Raw genomic sequence first — 15,257 nt, forward strand, 5'->3', positions numbered from 1 at the left:
GCCGGTGACCGGGATGATTCCCGGTCACCGGCCCCCTTCCTCATCTGGGGGTGCGGTCGGTGCCGTCGTCTGTCAGAAGGTGTACGGGGTGAACGGACGGACAGGTTCAGTCACCGCGTTGACCAACCGCTGGAGCTTCAGCCGCTCGTTCTCGTTCATGATGCCGATGGCGTTGCCGAAGGACTTCTCGTCGTGCTGGTCCAGGAAGGGGGCGAGGAAGCGGTCCAGTTCCTCGGGGGCTTCGAGCCAGGTCTGCAGGTACTGGTGGTACCGATCTACCTGCTTCTTCGCCTCTTTGACCTCGTTGATGGTGGGTGCGAGAGCGGCGGCCTGTTCCGCCTTGGTGAAGGGGCCTCCATCGTCGTGGCGCCAGGTCTTGGTGCTGGCGTGGTACTTGAAGTACGCGCCGCACAGCTGAGCGACGACGTGTCGGCGGGGTTCGATGAGGAGGATGCGGGTGCTCCTTGTTGAGGGGTGGGGCGGTGGGGCAACACATAGGGTCCGGAGAATCCCCGGTTTCGGTAACCGGGGATGTGCAGCTACAGTCCGTCGGCTTCGTGCCGGTCCGTGGCTGCGCGTGGTGTCGTTTCTCGTGGCCCGCGCCAGGGGCTCCGGCTCAGCGGGACCGTCCGGCGTGGGATGTAGGCGGCGTGTACGCGCCCGGGAGCCCGGGATCGGTCTGCGGGGCGGTCTGAGCGGGAAGGCGGCGGGCCTGCGCGGCTCGTGCGCCGGGGCCGGGTGCATGCCGGTCGCCGAGGCGTTGGATGCGCCAGACGAGGACCTCGGATGCTGACTTCGCGTCGTCCAAGGGGCGGTGCTGGGCTGCCTGCCGGAGGACGGTGGCCGGGTTGTGGCCAGCGGCTTCGGCGGCGACGAGGGCGGCGGTGAGGGCGGACCAGGCGTTCTCCGTGAGGATCTGTTTGGCGTGGCGGGGCAGGACCTCGTGCAGGGCGCGGACGTACCGGTGCACGGTGTTGTCGGAGGGATAGTGCCTGCCGAGTTCAGTGAGGCTGGTGGGGGCTATCTGGTCGTAGGCGGCTTGCAGGTGGGTGAGCGTCTGATGGGCGGCGGCCACCTGCCGGTCGTGGTGGTGTAGTGCGCTGCGGCGCTGGACTGCGAGGACGACGAGGATGGCGGCGTCCAAGAGCATGGCCAGCCCGGTGTGGTCCGCAGGCTGGTAGTGCATGGCCTTGAGCGCGCCCCGCAGTGCGCGGGCGTGCTGGTGGTCGGCGCGGGCGCGGGTGTGGGCGGCGTGTTCGAAGGCGGCAGCCGCACGGTGGAGTTCGGCCTGGAGTCGGACAGGAGCATGGGCGGGTAGCGCGTAGAGGACTTCGCCGAAGACGGTGAGGTGGGCCTGGACGGCGCCGTCGTCGGCGTGGGCGAGGTGGTGGGGGATGCGTTCGGCGGCAGCGGTGGCCACATGCCATGGGCTGGGGCGGTGCTGGCGAGCTGATGAGGCTGCGGTGGACTGCGCCTCGGTGGCGGTCAGGCGCTGTTGGATCTGGGGGAGGGACAGGTCGGTGGCGAGGCTGGAGCCGGAGAACCAGATGGGCGTGCCGTCGTCGGACAGGGCGACCTTGTAGCCGCCGAGGTCGCCGGAGGGCAGTGTGCGGGTCTCGACGTGAAGGCCGGCATCGGCGAGCAGGTTGAAGAACTCCTCCAGATCCTTCGCGTGGGACAGCGCGGTACGCACGATGTGCCGCAGCCGCTCACGCGCGGTCTTGTCGTGGCCCCGTCGCTTGGCCTTTTCCTGCTCGGCCCGGGTGGAGCGCTTCACCGCCGAGGTGCCGGCAGCAGCTTCGGGACCACGCCCAACCCGGGTGAGGCCGAAGTCCTCCTCGACAGCTGTGAGTTCGTTCATGGCGCGGCGGTAGTCGTTCCAGTTCCGCGGCGGGCGCAGATCACCGCGCACCTTGGTGGCGACGATGTGGATGTGGTCCTCCGCGTGACGCACGGCAACCCAGCGGCAGCCGTCCGGATCGCCGTCGGGTGCGATGCCGGTCGCATCCACCATGCGCCGGGCGATGGTGGCCCACTCGGCGTCGGTGAGGACGCGGTCCTCAGGCGCGGCACGCACCGAGCAGTGCCACACGTGCCCCTCAGGTGCCTTGTCGCCGGCTTGCTTGACCCGCAGATCCAGGGCCTGCGTGAGCTGGCCGAGCCGTTGCTTGTGGCCAGGGCTGTCCCAGGGGCCGGGGTCGGGGATGAAGTTGTCCCAGGAGGCGACGATGTGCTGGTCAGTGTGTTCGTTGGCGCGGCCTTTGTCGAAGAGGTAGGCCAGCACGCCGTAGGTCTTGTTGCCCGGCTTGACGATGTTCGCGATCACCTCAGACCGCCCACTTCTGCTCGGCTGCCCGCAAGGCGGCGTCGTCGATCGCCCGGACTGCGTCGTGGGCTGTGGCGAGCAGGCGGTCCGCCCGGTGAAGGATCGCGGCGTCCACAGGGTGTGGATCGCCGTCCGCGTTGAGGCGGCGGGCGATCTGGTTGACGTTGTTGCCGATCCGGGCGATTTGAGCCCTCATCGCGGCGAGCTCGTCGATCGCATCGTCGTAGACCGTGCGCTCGGCCGCGACGGTGATCTCACCGCGGACGCGGGCCATGGTGGCGTCGGCGATGTAGCGGGCCATGGTCACGTGAGCGGTCTTCGCCGACGACTGGATGTCGTGCTTCTCGTGCGGCGCGAAGCGCGCGGTGACGTGCTCGGAGCGCTACGCATCGAGGTTCGCGCGGCGGTACGGCGCACGCTGAGCGGCCCGGACAGAGGGATCGCTCGGCTGATCGCCGGCGCCCACCCGCTCCTGCTCCGGCACGCCCTCGTGCCGGAGCTGCTCCTCCGCCACCCCCGGGGCGGAGGAGTCCGCGATGGACCGGCCTATGGACGGTCCATCGCCATTGCTTGCTGCGCTGTCGAGGTCAGTGATCATCTCCTCCTGGGAGGTGGGGAGTCCGTGGTGCGATTCGTGCATTGAGTGGTTTGCCTTGGGCGTTGGGGATGGTCTCAGTGCGGGTGGCCGACGGGCGCCGTAGGCAGCTCGGCCTTGACGGTGCGGACCACCTCGCCGGCGGTGTCGCTGGCCACGCTGTAGCCGTCCTTGCGTACGGCCTCCTCCAACAGGTCGCGGGAGAGACGTCCGTGCTCGTGGAAGAGGTCACGGGCGTATTTGTTGAGGAGGTCCCGTGTCGCGCGCGGTTTGTAACCCGGGCGCTTCGACTCCGCCCGCGAGGCCGTGCGTGGGTCGTTGCCCGGCGGTTCCTTGCCCGGTTTTGGTTCCGGGCCGACGGTGGTGCGGACGGGCTGTTGCGGGCGGTTTTCGGGCAGGGGGCGGGCTGCCCGGTCGGCGGCGTCATCGCCCGCGACCTCGTAGGGCGGGGCGCCCGAAATTTCTGCCCGCTCTTTTGCCGTAGCCCGCGGGCGGGCCGTCGCGGAGCCGCCCCTCGTGCGTGCGGCGGTGTCGGGCCAGCGCGCGGGCAATGGCCTGGAGGCCAGAGCAGTGACCTGTTGACGGGTGGCGAGCTTGCGCAGCAGCAGCTCGTCCTGGCGCTCGTCGCGGTCGACGTCAGCCTGCTCCAGGGCTTGGTGCAGGCGGCGGGTGAGGCGTCGGCCTCGCCGCTTGGTGCGTTTGTCGGGTGTCATGCTCTCTGCCCGGAGGATCAGGGTGACGGCCCGGTCGAGGGCGCGGTCGCGGATGATCCGGGCGGCATCCGCGTCCCGGTCGGTAATCCCCAGACGAGCCAGCAGCCGTTCGCGTGCCTGTCGGGTGAGGAGGGCGGTCAGGCTGCGGGAGTCGGCGTGCGGGCTGCGATGGCGCAGTTCGATGCCCATGGCCAGGTGCCAGAGCACTGCCGCCAGGACCGGGCCGACGAAAGCCCGCACAGTTCCGCCGACCAGCCCGGACTCGGCGTAGGCGGGCACGATCTGCACGCAGGTGATCACCCAGGTGAGAGTGCCGGGCACCCCGGGCGCCTGCTTGGAGCCGTTGAGGTTCGCCCGCGCCATCAGCGCGGTGGCGAACAGCGCCAGTTCGGCGGCCGCGAACATCGCGGCGCGCTCGAAGGCGCTGCCCATGTCGAGGTAGTCGGCGGCGAATCGCCAGCTGGTGTCCGCGCTGTAGGCGGTACAGCCGATCGCGGCGACGGCGGCGACCGGGATCGCGGCGGTGCTACGGCGCTGTCCAGCGCTCGGCTTCCGTCGGTACTTCCGCAGGGACCATGCGGCGGACAGTACGACGACGAGCAGAGCCGCGATGGCAGCAGGCCCAGGGAACCAGTGCGGCAAGGCGGGCATGCCGATGTCGTTGGCGCTGATGAGCGTGGTGGTGCCAGGAGTCATGCAGAGGCTCTCCAAGGGACCCGCGCGTTCGAGGGCAGGCGGAAGCCCGGGCGGGTGAGGTGGTGGGACGGGAGGGACCGCGGGCCGTTCAGATAGCGGGCGCGGTGCGGCGTCGGTCGGAGCCGGTGAGGATGACCCGCTCGGTCATCTCGGCGAGGCGGGAGGCGACGCGGTCGCCGAGCGCGGTGCGGAGCTCGGCGGTGGGGAGGTTGGTAGTGATGAGGGTGGGGAGCATGTGCTCGTACCGATGGTTGACGAGCCGGTAGGTGAGCTCCTCGGTCCACTCGCTTGTCTTGGCCGCGCCGAGATCGTCCAAGAGCAGCAGCGGGCAGCGAGCCAGCGTCTGCAGTTCCCGTTCGCCGTCGTGGCCGGCGCGGGGGCGGAGCCGCGCGTGGAGGTCGGCGGAGGTGGTGGCCTCCCAGCGTAGGCGGACGCCTCGGGTGAGGAGTGCCCGGACGGCGCCGTACGCCTGGTGGGTTTTGCCGGTGCCGGTGGGGCCGGCGATCAGCAGCGACGGGCCCTCGGCGATACCGGGTCCGGTCGGGCCGGGGCGTCCGGCGCGGGCGATCTGGTCGGCCCAGGAGGTGATCTGGGGATGGTCGGCCAGGGCGCGGCGGTAGCGGGCGGGGATGCGGGCGTCGGCGAGTTCCAGGGCGGTGACGGTCTCGAGCGCCGGTTCCTGGGCGGCAGCCGTGGTGGGGTCGATGCCGCGGTTGGCGAGGATCGTGTTGAGCCGGTCGGTGATCGCGCCGACGGGCTGGGGTGCGCGGGTGAGGGTGGCGGTCAGAGCTCATCTCCGTAGGCGGCGACGACGTCGGTGGGGTTCGTCCACGCCCGGTGGGCGGCGGGTGTGGTGGAGGATGCGGCGTTCATGACCTCGTGGACGAGGCTGGGCAGGACGCCCGGGGACAGGCCCTTGACCCGGTGGCGTTCGAGGGCGGCCCGGAGGTGTGCGGGGGCGATGCCCTCGTCGAGCAGCTTGCGCACCTGTTTGCCGAGATGGTTCAGGAAGGCATCTGGCGGGCGGTGGTTGCACGCGGCGATGTACTCGCCGAGGAGCTGCTTGGCCAAGACGGTGTCGGCGCGTGGGCGCTTGCGCCCCCCGAAGGGATATCTCCTAGATCCACGGTCCTAGGTCCTAGATCCGGACCGTGAGACGTCACTGCTGCCTCACCGAGCGCTCCCTGATCCCTCGCGGAGGACTCCGTGAAGCCCTCTTGACCTGCGACTTCGCTCTCAAGCCCCGGATTCAGCGCGGACTCACGGACCTCGCCGGAGCCCTCAGTGAGGACTGCGTGAGGCGGTAGCGAGTACTCCGTGACACCGGCGCCCACGGCAGGAGCCGACGCGACCGAAGCGTCGTGAACCGGGCAGCTCGGGAGGCGGCTCTTGCTCGCCCGGTTGATCTTCTGATGCTGGTGCCAGGTCACGACGTGCAGGTACCGCTTGTGATCCGGCCCCTTGTAGCGGCAGATCAGTCCCGCGTCGGCGAGCTGGGCGAGGTCCGTCTCGACATCGGACGGGGTGTGCTCCGGGCGCAGCACCCACAACTGCCCGGCGATGATCGCGGCGTGGTCGCGGTGGCGGCCCTGGTCGTCGGCCTGGGTGAGCAGGCCGAGGAAGGTGCGCTCGGCGGTCAGGGAGACGACGGCCAGGGACTCGGAGACGAAGGCTTCGGGCTTGATGGTGCGGATTCGTGCCAAGTGCGGGGCGGTCCTCACTCGGTGGCCTGTGCGCGGGCATCACGGCTCACCGTCGGTCGGGGCGGGATTCGAGGGGGTGTTGGCGCGGACGCGCGCCGGGAAGCGATTGCGTTTCCGGGGGTGTCGTCAACATAGCCACACCCCAGTCGCGCAAGTCCAGCCCTATCCGGCGCAATCTCTCACGGCAGAACGGCTGCAAGAAATGGGGCTCGGTGACGGGCGGGAGGAAAACCGTAAGGCACGATCCGCTGTTGACCAAATAGTTGCCCGGACCGCAGAGCAAGAAGGATTACATCGGCAAGCCGTTGACGGGCCGCCGACGGGGAAGCTACAAGACAACACCGCACTTCAGAGCCATGATCGTCGTGCTGGCCCGAGCCCATTCCCGACTCCCTGGAACCGCATCTCGGCGAACGACGCGAGCGCAACATAGACCACGATCGCCGGTTACCCAAACCGGCGAATGCACCTTTCAATTGGAGCCATGCCCCCACGCCCACTGGAAGTCGGACGCGCAGGAATGCAGGCGGCCCGCACCATCGAAATACTCCGAACCGAACGCGGCCTGTCGCAACGCCAGTTGGCCGACCGCGTGACCGCTTTCGGCCGTCCGATGTCCAACACCATGCTGTCCCGCATCGAACGCGCCCAACGCTGATGCGATGCCGACGACCTTGTCGCGATCGCCGACGCCCTCCTGGTCTCGCCTCTCGTGCTGCTGCAGGGGCCGACCGCCACGTGACGAGGACCGCTCAGCACCGCTGACCGAGCACGCCCCCACCCAGTAAGGACCCGCCCTTCTTGCACCACTCCGACATACCCCCTGCCCTCGTACGACGCCTTCCCGGCACCGAGGGCGGAGCCCCCTTGCCTCGTCTCTACCGCTCCGAAGAAATCGCCGAAGCCCTCGGCTGCTCCGCCTGGTGGGTCAAGGACCGGGCCCGACGCGGACTCATCCCGCACACCCGCGTCGGCCGCGCCTACCGCTTCACCGCCGCGCACCTCGCCGAGATCGTCCGCCTCTACGAAGAGCGCCCGAAGCGATCCGTCAGCAGCGCGCCGGCGAGTCGGGCAGCGACAAGCCCTCCCTCGGCACGAACTCGTGCCGCCCGGCCGCCTGAGCTGACTACGGCCCCGACGCCAGGGCGTCTGCGGGCTCGACCGCCGCGCCGCACCCAGTACGAGACCGTCGCGTAGCGCGCCCGCACCCAGTCACAAGCCGAGAACAGGGGAGGAAGACGGAAGTTGGGTTTCGCGGAGAAGCGCGGAAACTACTGGCGCGGCCGGTACAAGACCGCGCCCGGCAAGCACCTCACGGTGGTCGACGACAACGGCAAAGCGATCCGGTTCGCCACCAAGGGCGAGGCCCAGCGCGCCGCGAGCGAGGCCGAGAACAAGTATCGGCGCGGCGACTGGCGCGACCCGGCACTCGGCCAGGAGACCTTCGGCGAGTACGCCAACCGCTGGTACGAGGCCCAGGACCTGGCCCCCTCGACCATGCAGAACTACAAGCGCCACATCGAGGAGCACCTCCTCCCCGACTTCGAGGACAAGGCGCTCGTCGGCATCCTGCGCACGGACGTCGACCTGTGGGAGAAGAAGGAGAAGGCCGCTTACGCGGCCTCCAGCGTCAAGACCTGGCGCTCGACGCTCCACCTGATCTTCGAGGACGCGATCGACGAGGGCCTGATCACCTCGAACCCGGCCGCCAGACGGCGCGGACGCGGCAAGCGCGCCGGACGCTCCCGCGACCGCGGCCCGGAGAAGGTCGTCACCGACCCCCTCGGCACCCTGCTGACCGCGGAGCGAGCCGCCCTGCTCTCCGGCCGCGACGACGAGTTCGTCGCCGTCGTCCTCAAGGGCTACACCGGCATGCGCTGGGGCGAAATCGTCGGCCTGGAGACGGAGTTCGCCCGCTCCGGGGCCGTCCGCGTCGAATGGCACCTGTACGAACTCGACACCGGCGAGATGGTTCGCTGCCCACCCAAGGACGACAGCTACCGCACCATCGACGTGATGGACTGGCTGTCGGCCCTGGTCGCCAACCACGTCGCCCGCACGAAGCCGAAACCCTGCTCGTGCCACGGCAAGACCTACGTCTTCCGGGGCCAGGGCACAGCCCGCACCGGCGGCCACCACGGCGCAAAGCTCGTCGACGTCGCACGCCGAGCCGAAGTCTCCACCGGCACGGTGTCCAACGTCCTCAACCACCCCGACCGCGTCACCGAAGCCAAGCGGGTCAGGGTGGAACAGGCCATCGCAGACCTGGGATTCGTGCGCGGCGGCGCGGTACCGCAGCACGCAGCCCACTGGCGCCGAAACGGCTTTGCCACCTGGCTGTTCACCCCGGCGGTCTCCGGCTGGTACCCAAAGAAGGCGCCGCAGGAAGCCCGCCCCGTACCTCTCCTCGACGAGCCGTGGCCCGGCGTCCCAGCCCGAGGGCGTGGCGCCAGCGACCGTGCCGACGCCTGCTGGCTCCCGATCGCCAAGGGCCTCACACCCCACGGCCTCCGCCATACCCACCGGACCGTGATGGAGGACCTCGGCACCGAGAAGGTCCTCATGGACGACCGCATGGGCCACATCGACGGCTCGGTCTCCGCGCGCTACGCCCACGTCACACCCGGAATGCGAAAACGCCTCATGCTTGGACTGACCGAGCAGTGGGAGGCGGCACTCGACACCCGCCTGGCGATGAGCCCCACGTCACCCGTGCGCGTACTCGATGATCTCCTACGTGCGCGCAGGGAATCACGTAAGCCTGCGGAGTCCCAGCGGTGACTGCTGCTGTGCCTCTGGTGGTCACCACCAGAGGCACAGCCGTCTCCGGCGACACCTTGCGGGGGCAGCGTCAACCTCGTGGAGGTCACCTCGCTCCGGAGGTTATGGCAAACGCCCGGCGAGAGGGCCAAGGGACCTGGCTCAATAGGCACATGGAGATTGGCGAGCACTGGGCGTACCGCGCGAGGCCGAAGGACCTGGGTAGCGAGGTCCGCCAGGTCGAGGTCGTACGCGTGGGCAGCTCCGGCAGGTCTGGCTGGATCCACGTGCGGTTTCTCGAAGGCGATGCCGCTGGCCTGCAGGAGTGGGTCAGTTCCGGCTCTCTCGTAGCGCCGTGGGCGGATGTTGATACGTTCCGCGCGGATGACGCGGCGGAGCTGGCGCTGGCGGAGTGCTCTCGCCACGTCCGGGGCAGCACGGATTTCGAGGCCGCCCGCCTGATCCTCGGCATCGTCCGTCCGAAGAACAGGCTCCGCCTGCGCCGAACAGTGGCCGACGCCGGGGTCCTGGAGCTGAGCCGCCTCGACGAGACGGCACCGCTCATCGGCATCGACGCAGCTGAACTCCGCGGTGACGCCATGGTGTACGAGAACCGCCACGGCATGTGTCTGGCTGGGTGGCCGGTCACCGAGCGCGTCGCCCGCCAAGTGGCCGGCCGTCTCGCCGACGAGATCCTTCCGGAGGTGGACCGCAAGCAGCAGGGCATCGAACAGGAGCGTGCCCAGTCCTCTTGGTACTCCTACAGCCGACGGGACGACCGGAAGCTGGACGCAGAGGCAGCTGTCTTGCGAACCGTCCGGGCCTGGTGCGGCGAAGACAAGGCCGACCGCTACGACGAGTTGGTCGCCCTTCGCGCCGAGGTCATCAGGCTCGGGGGACTCGTCGAGAAGGCGGTCAAGGCTCTACGCGACCGAGGTCACGGCGTCATCGCCTCCACCATTGAGCGCGACCTTGGCGTCCATATCGCCACCCTTGATCCTGATGTGCGTCGATGACGCCGCGCCACGAGTCCGGCTCCGGCTTGGGAAGCGTTGGCTGAGCCGGAGGCTCCTTCTCCGGCCGGTCCGGCCGCCAGCCGTCGAGGAACGGTCGCAGCTGCTTCTTCGTCGGCTCCACGTTGAAGTCACGGGCGGCCAGACCCCTGCCATTCGTCGTGGGGTCGAGCTGATCGGCCTCTGTGTTCCCCCAAGCCGACCACTCGCGCAGCCTCTCAACTTCGAGGGCGTCCTCCGATGCGGCGGCGACGTCATCCAGCGCAGCACAGAAGGCCCGGATCTCACCGGCGGCCCGCCACTGCTCCAGGGCCGTGCCGAAGTGCTCGGCCCGTACCGCGTGAACCGCCTTGACCGAGGCCGCACTTACCGCGGCCTCCCACTCCCGCCGCTCGCGTTCCTCCCGCTCCGCTGCAAGTCGTCGGCGCTCGGCCTCCTGGTGCTCCCGTTCCTCTCGCAGACGCCGTTGCTCGGCCTCTCGTTCCAGCCGGGCCCGCTCCTGCTCCTCCGCGCGTGCTTTCAACGCCCGGAAGATTGAGGCGATCTGCTCCTCCAACGGCTTCTTGGCCGTGTCGGCCCATTCCTTCTTCCAGCCGTAGTTGTAGCTGTAACCCGAGTTCTCGCTGACCAGCAGCTCCAGTTCGCCGGACGGCTCGAACTTGTGGGCCGGCGTGACCCGCTGCCAGTCGTACGTGCGCCGACCTGGTTGCTTGGGGACGTAGAGGACCTGCTTCTGCCGCTCACGGAAGCCGACCTCGTACGTCCTGCCGTGGACAGTGAGCAGCGGCCTCGGCTGCCTGCGCTTCTTGGACACCGCGATCTCGCCGTACCGCGCGAGGGCCTGTTCGGCGAGCAGCCGGAGCAGCGCGAGCACCCTCGGTAGGACTTCGTCGGAGATCTCGAAGGCGCTGTGGTCCTTGGTGACCGCGGCGAGCACGTCCTCGACATCGGTGATCACTCGGCTTCGCGCCAGTCGAATTCGGTTCCACTCGGTGTCGTCCTCACCAGACACCCTCAGCAGACCGAGGAAGAAGTCCCCCTTCGCCCGCCCGCTGTACTTCAGGTGGTACCCATCCGGAGCACACTGCCGGGCTGCGTCGAACGCCCTGCGATACCGAGCCCGTTCCTCCGCGCTGGGGTCAGGGATCCGAAGAAATCGTCCGGCCTCCTGCACCTGCGCGATGAGCGCCGGCCCGACAGCTGCTGGCGACGGGCGCGGAGGTTTCACAGCCCGTTTCGGGGCGGGCTTTGTCTCGGTCGGAGGATCGACATCCTGCGACGGACCAGCGGCAACGGGCGCCCCGGCTTCAGACGCCGCCGCGCGAGGCTTGCGTGGAGCCAACTCCGGACGGTCGGGATGATGCCCGTGCTCCAGGTAGAAGCGCCCCGCGTCAGTGATCTCCGCCTGCCACCTCCCCTTCTTCCTGGGCATGGTCACCAAGCCCCGGTCCCTGAGCGCGCGAGCCGTGACGGCGAGCTCGGGGCTGTTGGACGTGACGGGGTCGGTTCCGCCCCCGATGCGGGTGAGGAGTGCGAGCTGCCGGTCATTTAACGGAGACCAAGGGTGCATGGCGATCGTCGTACCGTCTGTGGTCTCTTCGGCACAAGCCCACGACTCGCTGGAACCGGTGCACACCGAAGCGGCGTGCTGGTGCTCTGGAGCTAAGCGGCGCTTTCCTCCTGAACCACGTCAGCGATCTGCTGCGCGATCTCCTCGATGGAGTAGTCGCTGGTGCTCATCGCCACTTTGTCTGCGAGGGAGGGGCTGTAGCGCCGGACGTCTTCTGCACTCAGGTTGTGCCAGATTGGCAGGAGTGATTGCTCCCCGGCCACATTACGGGTGACGAGTCCGTCGAGTTCGTGGTTGGTCCAACCCTTGGCGAAGAAGGGGGCCGAGAGCACTACGATGCCGAAGCGGCTCGCCCTGATCCCTTCATCGATCTTGCGGCGGAGGCTGTGGCCGATCCGCATCTGGGCTTCGTCGAGCCAGACAGTCACACCCAGCTTGGTAAGCGCGTCTCGAAGGGGGCGGGCAACAGCTCCTTTGTCCTCGGACGCGTGGGAGATGAAGACGTCCCAGGTCTGGCCACCAAGTATGTCGCCAGTAGGCTCCTCCGGTTCATGGACCGCGACGGAGCGGGCCGGACTGCCCTGTGGGTCGCGGGCCGGGGGCAGGAAGCCCCGCGGAGGTGGCTGGACTTGGACAGACGCAGAGATGCGACCGGAATAGCCGCCAAGGTCGATGGCCACGACCCACTGTCCGTTACTGGGGATGGTGATCTGGTGAGGCGAGCGAGTGACGCGACCGCCCAGGTACCGGTATCTCTTCCCCGACTTGTATTTGCTGTACTCGCTGCGCGTCATCACCTGGACGTTGGCTTGGTTGCGCAGGGTGACGATGACCGTGGAACCTCTCTTGAGGTTGCCGAGGTCTTTGTAGAAGTAGTCCACGGGTGCTCCTGGAGATGTGCGGCCGAGCACGTCTCAGAGTAAGGACTGCCACTGACAATCGGAGGCGACGATGTCTGAAGCGGGGTGGAAGCCCACGTCGGCTGGACGCTCGTCTCTCCCCTGGCGCTAGGACTCGGGGAGCCGTCCGGGAGCCGCTCACTGAGGTCGGCTCCCAAATGGCTCCCAAACTGGGACCACAAAGCAAATCAGGCCCGGTTCTGATCTCTCAGAACCGGGCCTGACCTGCTGTTTTGGCTGTCGGGGTGGCGGGATTTGAACCCACGACCTCTTCGTCCCGAACGAAGCGCGCTGCCAAGCTGCGCTACACCCCGATGTCGTTGATCCACTGCCCCGCATTGCTGCAGGCCCGTGGCGACATCGATTACTTTAGCGGACCGGCGGCCTGAGACGAAATCCGGTTTTCGGGGGCCCTTGGCCAGGGGCGGACGCGGTCCAGGGCCACAGCTGCCAGGGCCAGGGCGTAGAAGGCCAGGCCGAAGGTGAGCGCGTTGCCGAGGACGCCCGCGTAGCCGTGGGTCGTGACGTCCAGGAACGGGTACGGGTAGCGGGCCGTCGAGCCCGGTGACAGGAGGGCGCCGCGGGTGAGGGCGAAGGCCAGGTAGGCCAGGGGGTAGAGCAGCCAGAGGGCCGCGTGGCGCGGGCGAAGGCCGCCCGGTCTTGTCAGCAGGAGCCAGTCGAGGGCCACGGCGATCGGGGTCACCGTGTGCAGGAGCAGGTTGGAGACGGTGTGCCAGTCGGACACCGGCGTTGTCTCCTCCGTCATCGAGAAACCGCTCGAGGCGTTCGCCAGGACCAGGTGGTAGACGAGGCCCGTGATCGCGATGAAGAGGAGCGTGCCGCCGGTCACCCACGCCGGCAGCGGGCGGCGGCCCCGCCACGCCCGCCACGCGGAGAGGCCGAGGACCACCGCCACCAGCGCGTTGCTCTGGACGGTGAAGTAGCTGAGGACGCGCGGCGGACTGCCGATGACCAAGTCGATCACGATCCCGGTCGCCGCGGCGAGGGCGATCAGCGCGCGCAGGACGGCCACGACGGGGCGGCGTACGGGTGGCACGACCGCCTCCGCGGGGACGCCGGAAGCGGTCGCGGTGCCCGGGGGAGGAGTCGGAGCGATCATGCCTCCACGGTAGGGGGCCGCGGGTCATAACCGCCTAAAGGGGCCCAGTGGCCGCCTCAATCCCCCCGCCTCAGTCCCCCCGTCTCAAGCCCCCCGCCTCAAGCCCCCCGCGGCACCAGCGTCAGCAGCGTCGCCTCCGGCGGGCACGCGAAGCGCATCGGCGTGTACCGGTTCGCACCGCAGCCCGCCGACACGTGCATGAACGCCGTCTTCCCCTCCGCCTGGTGCGTCGAGAGGCCCTTCACGCGCTCCGTGTCCAGGTCGCAGTTGGTCACCAGGGCGCCGTAGAAGGGGATGCAGAGCTGCCCCCCGTGGGTGTGGCCGGCGAGGATCAACGGGTAGCCGTCCGCGGTGAACGCGTCCAGGGTGCGCAGGTACGGGGCGTGCACGATGCCCATCGAGAAGTCGGCGCCGGAATCCGGACCGCCCGCCACGCGCGCGTACCGGTCGCGTTTGATGTGCGGGTCGTCCAGACCGGTGAGGCCGATCTCGTAGCCGTCGATCTTCAGGGAGCCCCGGGTGTTCGTGAGGTTCACCCAGCCCGCCTCGTCGAAGCCGTCGCGCAGGCCTTCCCAGGGGTTGTGGATGGCACCGACAGCGGGCGCGTTGCCGTTCAGACCGTGCTTGCCCTGCGCCTTCTCGATCAGATAGCGGGCGGGGTTGCGCAACTTCGGCCCGTAGTAGTCGTTCGAGCCGAAAACGTACGCCCCGGGGAACGCCATCAGCGGGCCGAGCGCGTCCAGCGTCTCCGGTACGCCCTCGGGGTCCGAGAGGTTGTCGCCCGTATTGATCACGAAGTCGGGGCGCAGGCCCGCGAGCGAGCGCAGCCACCGCTGCTTCTTGCGCTGGCCGGACACCATGTGGATGTCGGAGACCTGGAGGACCCGCAAGGGGCGCATCCCGGGCGGCAGCACGGGCACCGTCACCCGCCTCAGCCGGAAGGAACGGGCTTCGAAGCCCACCGAGTAGGCGAGACCTGCCGCGGCCGTCGCCGTGATGCCCAGGGGTACTGCGTATCGCGCGCGCATCCTCCCATCGTGTCAGACGCCGCGCGGCCCGGAACGGGAGGAGGGTCTTCGGGCCGGCCAGTCCGAACGGAGGGTGTCCGAGGCCAACCGGCCCGCCCCCCGGGGAAATCGGCGGGCAGGAAACCGGCCGCACCTGCCACAATCAACCCATGACCACGCTCAAGTCGAAGCTCCAGGAAGACCTCACCGCCGCGATCCGGGGGCGTGACGAGCTGCGCTCCTCGACGCTCCGGCTGACCCTCACCGCCATCACGAAGGAGGAGGTCGCGGGCACCGAGGCGCGCGAACTCTCCGACGACGACGTGCAGAAGGTGATCGCCCGCGAGGCGAAGAAGCGCCGCGAGGCCGCCGAGGCCTTCGGGCAGGCCGGGCGCACCGAGCAGGCGGACCGGGAGAAGGCGGAGGGCGAGGTCCTCGCCGAGTACCTCCCCAAGCAGCTCTCCGACGACGAGCTGCGGGACATCGTCACCCAGGCCGTCGAGGAGGCCAGGGCCGCCGGCGCCGAGGGTCCGCGCGCCATGGGCCAGGTCATGAAGATCGTGAACCCGAAGGTCGCGGGCCTGGCCGAGGGGGGCCGCGTCGCCGCCACGGTCAAGAAGCTCCTCGCGGGCTGACTGACCGCGGCCTCGCCGCACCGCGCCGTGCGGACTGCCCCGGCCCCGCCGCACCGCGCGGGCTGACCCCGGCCCCGCCGCGCCGCACCGCGCGGGCTAACCCCGGCCCCGCACCTCGCAGGCCGCCCCCGCCCCTCGCAGGCCGCCCGCCGCACCCCCCAGGCCGGCCCCGCGCCACCCCTCCCCACCACGCCATACGCAGATGAGGGCGCCCCCTTCA

14 protein-coding genes, 1 tRNA gene and 2 pseudogenes are annotated in these 15,257 nt (G+C 69.3%); 6 read left to right on the plus strand and 11 right to left on the minus strand.

Going from position 1 to position 15,257, the window contains the following annotated elements; all coding sequences use genetic code 11:
• The first annotated feature begins 192 nt into the window (after window positions 1–192).
• Window positions 193–471, plus strand: a complete 279-nt coding sequence (locus DMA15_RS36740; RefSeq protein ID WP_164551796.1) for a hypothetical protein — start codon at window positions 193–195, stop codon at window positions 469–471.
• A 145-nt stretch (window positions 472–616) separates the two neighbouring features.
• Here DMA15_RS36740 and DMA15_RS20105 read toward each other — a convergent pair whose 3' ends face one another.
• The 6 genes and pseudogenes from DMA15_RS20105 to DMA15_RS20125 all read right to left on the minus strand — a co-directional run bounded on the left by DMA15_RS20105 (window position 617) and on the right by DMA15_RS20125 (window position 6,033).
• On the minus strand, window positions 617–2,326 hold the full coding sequence (locus DMA15_RS20105) for a relaxase/mobilization nuclease domain-containing protein (protein WP_125514178.1): 1,710 nt from the start codon (window positions 2,324–2,326) through the stop codon (window positions 617–619).
• Between the two features lies 1 nt (window position 2,327).
• The gene (mobC, locus tag DMA15_RS37540) at window positions 2,328–2,627 is read right to left on the minus strand and encodes a plasmid mobilization relaxosome protein MobC (protein WP_240660232.1); all 300 of its coding nucleotides are present in this window, start codon (window positions 2,625–2,627) and stop codon (window positions 2,328–2,330) included.
• Window positions 2,628–2,708: 81 nt separating this feature from the next.
• Window positions 2,709–2,966 (minus strand): hypothetical protein, encoded by a 258-nt coding sequence (locus tag DMA15_RS37545; RefSeq protein ID WP_240659868.1) that lies wholly within the window; start codon window positions 2,964–2,966, stop codon window positions 2,709–2,711.
• A gap of 32 nt (window positions 2,967–2,998) precedes the next feature.
• Window positions 2,999–4,330, minus strand: a complete 1,332-nt coding sequence (locus DMA15_RS20115; protein ID WP_206302782.1) for a hypothetical protein — start codon at window positions 4,328–4,330, stop codon at window positions 2,999–3,001.
• A gap of 88 nt (window positions 4,331–4,418) precedes the next feature.
• On the minus strand, window positions 4,419–5,117 hold the full coding sequence (locus tag DMA15_RS20120; RefSeq protein ID WP_125514179.1) for an ATP-binding protein: 699 nt from the start codon (window positions 5,115–5,117) through the stop codon (window positions 4,419–4,421).
• A pseudogene (locus DMA15_RS20125) lies at window positions 5,114–6,033 on the minus strand (hypothetical protein). Before DMA15_RS20125 ends, DMA15_RS20120 begins: the two are co-directional and overlap by 4 nt.
• 484 nt (window positions 6,034–6,517) lie before the next feature.
• On the opposite strand from DMA15_RS20125, the pseudogene DMA15_RS20130 reads away from it, so the two are divergent.
• The 4 genes and pseudogenes from DMA15_RS20130 to DMA15_RS20145 all read left to right on the plus strand — a co-directional run bounded on the left by DMA15_RS20130 (window position 6,518) and on the right by DMA15_RS20145 (window position 9,809).
• Window positions 6,518–6,775 (plus strand): annotated as a pseudogene (locus DMA15_RS20130) (helix-turn-helix transcriptional regulator).
• A gap of 59 nt (window positions 6,776–6,834) precedes the next feature.
• Entirely contained in the window at window positions 6,835–7,230 is a 396-nt protein-coding gene (locus DMA15_RS20135; RefSeq protein WP_240659869.1) for a helix-turn-helix domain-containing protein, read from the plus strand.
• 48 nt (window positions 7,231–7,278) lie between these two features.
• The gene (locus tag DMA15_RS20140; protein ID WP_125514180.1) at window positions 7,279–8,814 is read left to right on the plus strand and encodes a LacI family DNA-binding transcriptional regulator; all 1,536 of its coding nucleotides are present in this window, start codon (window positions 7,279–7,281) and stop codon (window positions 8,812–8,814) included.
• A gap of 152 nt (window positions 8,815–8,966) precedes the next feature.
• Entirely contained in the window at window positions 8,967–9,809 is an 843-nt protein-coding gene (locus DMA15_RS20145; RefSeq protein ID WP_125514181.1) for a PE-PGRS family protein, read from the plus strand.
• On the opposite strand, the gene DMA15_RS37550 is transcribed toward DMA15_RS20145, so the two are convergent.
• The 5 genes from DMA15_RS37550 to DMA15_RS20170 all read right to left on the minus strand — a co-directional run bounded on the left by DMA15_RS37550 (window position 9,739) and on the right by DMA15_RS20170 (window position 14,423).
• On the minus strand, window positions 9,739–10,764 hold the full coding sequence (locus tag DMA15_RS37550; RefSeq protein ID WP_240659870.1) for a hypothetical protein: 1,026 nt from the start codon (window positions 10,762–10,764) through the stop codon (window positions 9,739–9,741). The two genes, DMA15_RS20145 and DMA15_RS37550, sit on opposite strands and share 71 nt — an antisense overlap.
• A gap of 704 nt (window positions 10,765–11,468) precedes the next feature.
• On the minus strand, window positions 11,469–12,257 hold the full coding sequence (locus DMA15_RS20155; protein ID WP_125514183.1) for a DUF1883 domain-containing protein: 789 nt from the start codon (window positions 12,255–12,257) through the stop codon (window positions 11,469–11,471).
• Between the two features lie 258 nt (window positions 12,258–12,515).
• Window positions 12,516–12,589, minus strand: a tRNA-Pro gene (locus tag DMA15_RS20160).
• A 50-nt stretch (window positions 12,590–12,639) separates the two neighbouring features.
• A complete protein-coding gene (locus tag DMA15_RS20165; RefSeq protein ID WP_125514184.1) occupies window positions 12,640–13,395 on the minus strand; it encodes a Pr6Pr family membrane protein in 756 nt (251 codons plus the stop codon).
• Window positions 13,396–13,493: 98 nt separating this feature from the next.
• On the minus strand, window positions 13,494–14,423 hold the full coding sequence (locus tag DMA15_RS20170; RefSeq protein WP_125514185.1) for a metallophosphoesterase: 930 nt from the start codon (window positions 14,421–14,423) through the stop codon (window positions 13,494–13,496).
• A 149-nt stretch (window positions 14,424–14,572) separates the two neighbouring features.
• Between DMA15_RS20170 and DMA15_RS20175 the strand changes: the two genes are divergently transcribed.
• Entirely contained in the window at window positions 14,573–15,037 is a 465-nt protein-coding gene (locus tag DMA15_RS20175; RefSeq protein WP_125514186.1) for a GatB/YqeY domain-containing protein, read from the plus strand.
• Window positions 15,038–15,257: the final 220 nt, after the last annotated feature.

The organism is Streptomyces sp. WAC 01529 (assembly GCF_003945545.1).
In the GTDB taxonomy this organism is placed as follows: domain Bacteria; phylum Actinomycetota; class Actinomycetes; order Streptomycetales; family Streptomycetaceae; genus Streptomyces; species Streptomyces anatolicus.

Excerpts from the sequence above, each read along its gene's own strand:
- mobC (WP_240660232.1), bottom strand. The coding sequence starts at position 2,627 with ATGGCCCGCTACATCGCCGACGCCACCATGGCCCGCGTCCGCGGTGAG.
- DMA15_RS37545 (WP_240659868.1), bottom strand. The coding sequence starts at position 2,966 with ATGCACGAATCGCACCACGGACTCCCCACCTCCCAGGAGGAGATGATC.
- DMA15_RS20115 (WP_206302782.1), bottom strand. The coding sequence starts at position 4,330 with ATGACTCCTGGCACCACCACGCTCATCAGCGCCAACGACATCGGCATG.
- DMA15_RS20145 (WP_125514181.1), top strand. The coding sequence starts at position 8,967 with ATGGAGATTGGCGAGCACTGGGCGTACCGCGCGAGGCCGAAGGACCTG.
- DMA15_RS20165 (WP_125514184.1), bottom strand. The coding sequence starts at position 13,395 with ATGATCGCTCCGACTCCTCCCCCGGGCACCGCGACCGCTTCCGGCGTC.
- DMA15_RS20170 (WP_125514185.1), bottom strand. The coding sequence starts at position 14,423 with ATGCGCGCGCGATACGCAGTACCCCTGGGCATCACGGCGACGGCCGCG.
- DMA15_RS20175 (WP_125514186.1), top strand. The coding sequence starts at position 14,573 with ATGACCACGCTCAAGTCGAAGCTCCAGGAAGACCTCACCGCCGCGATC.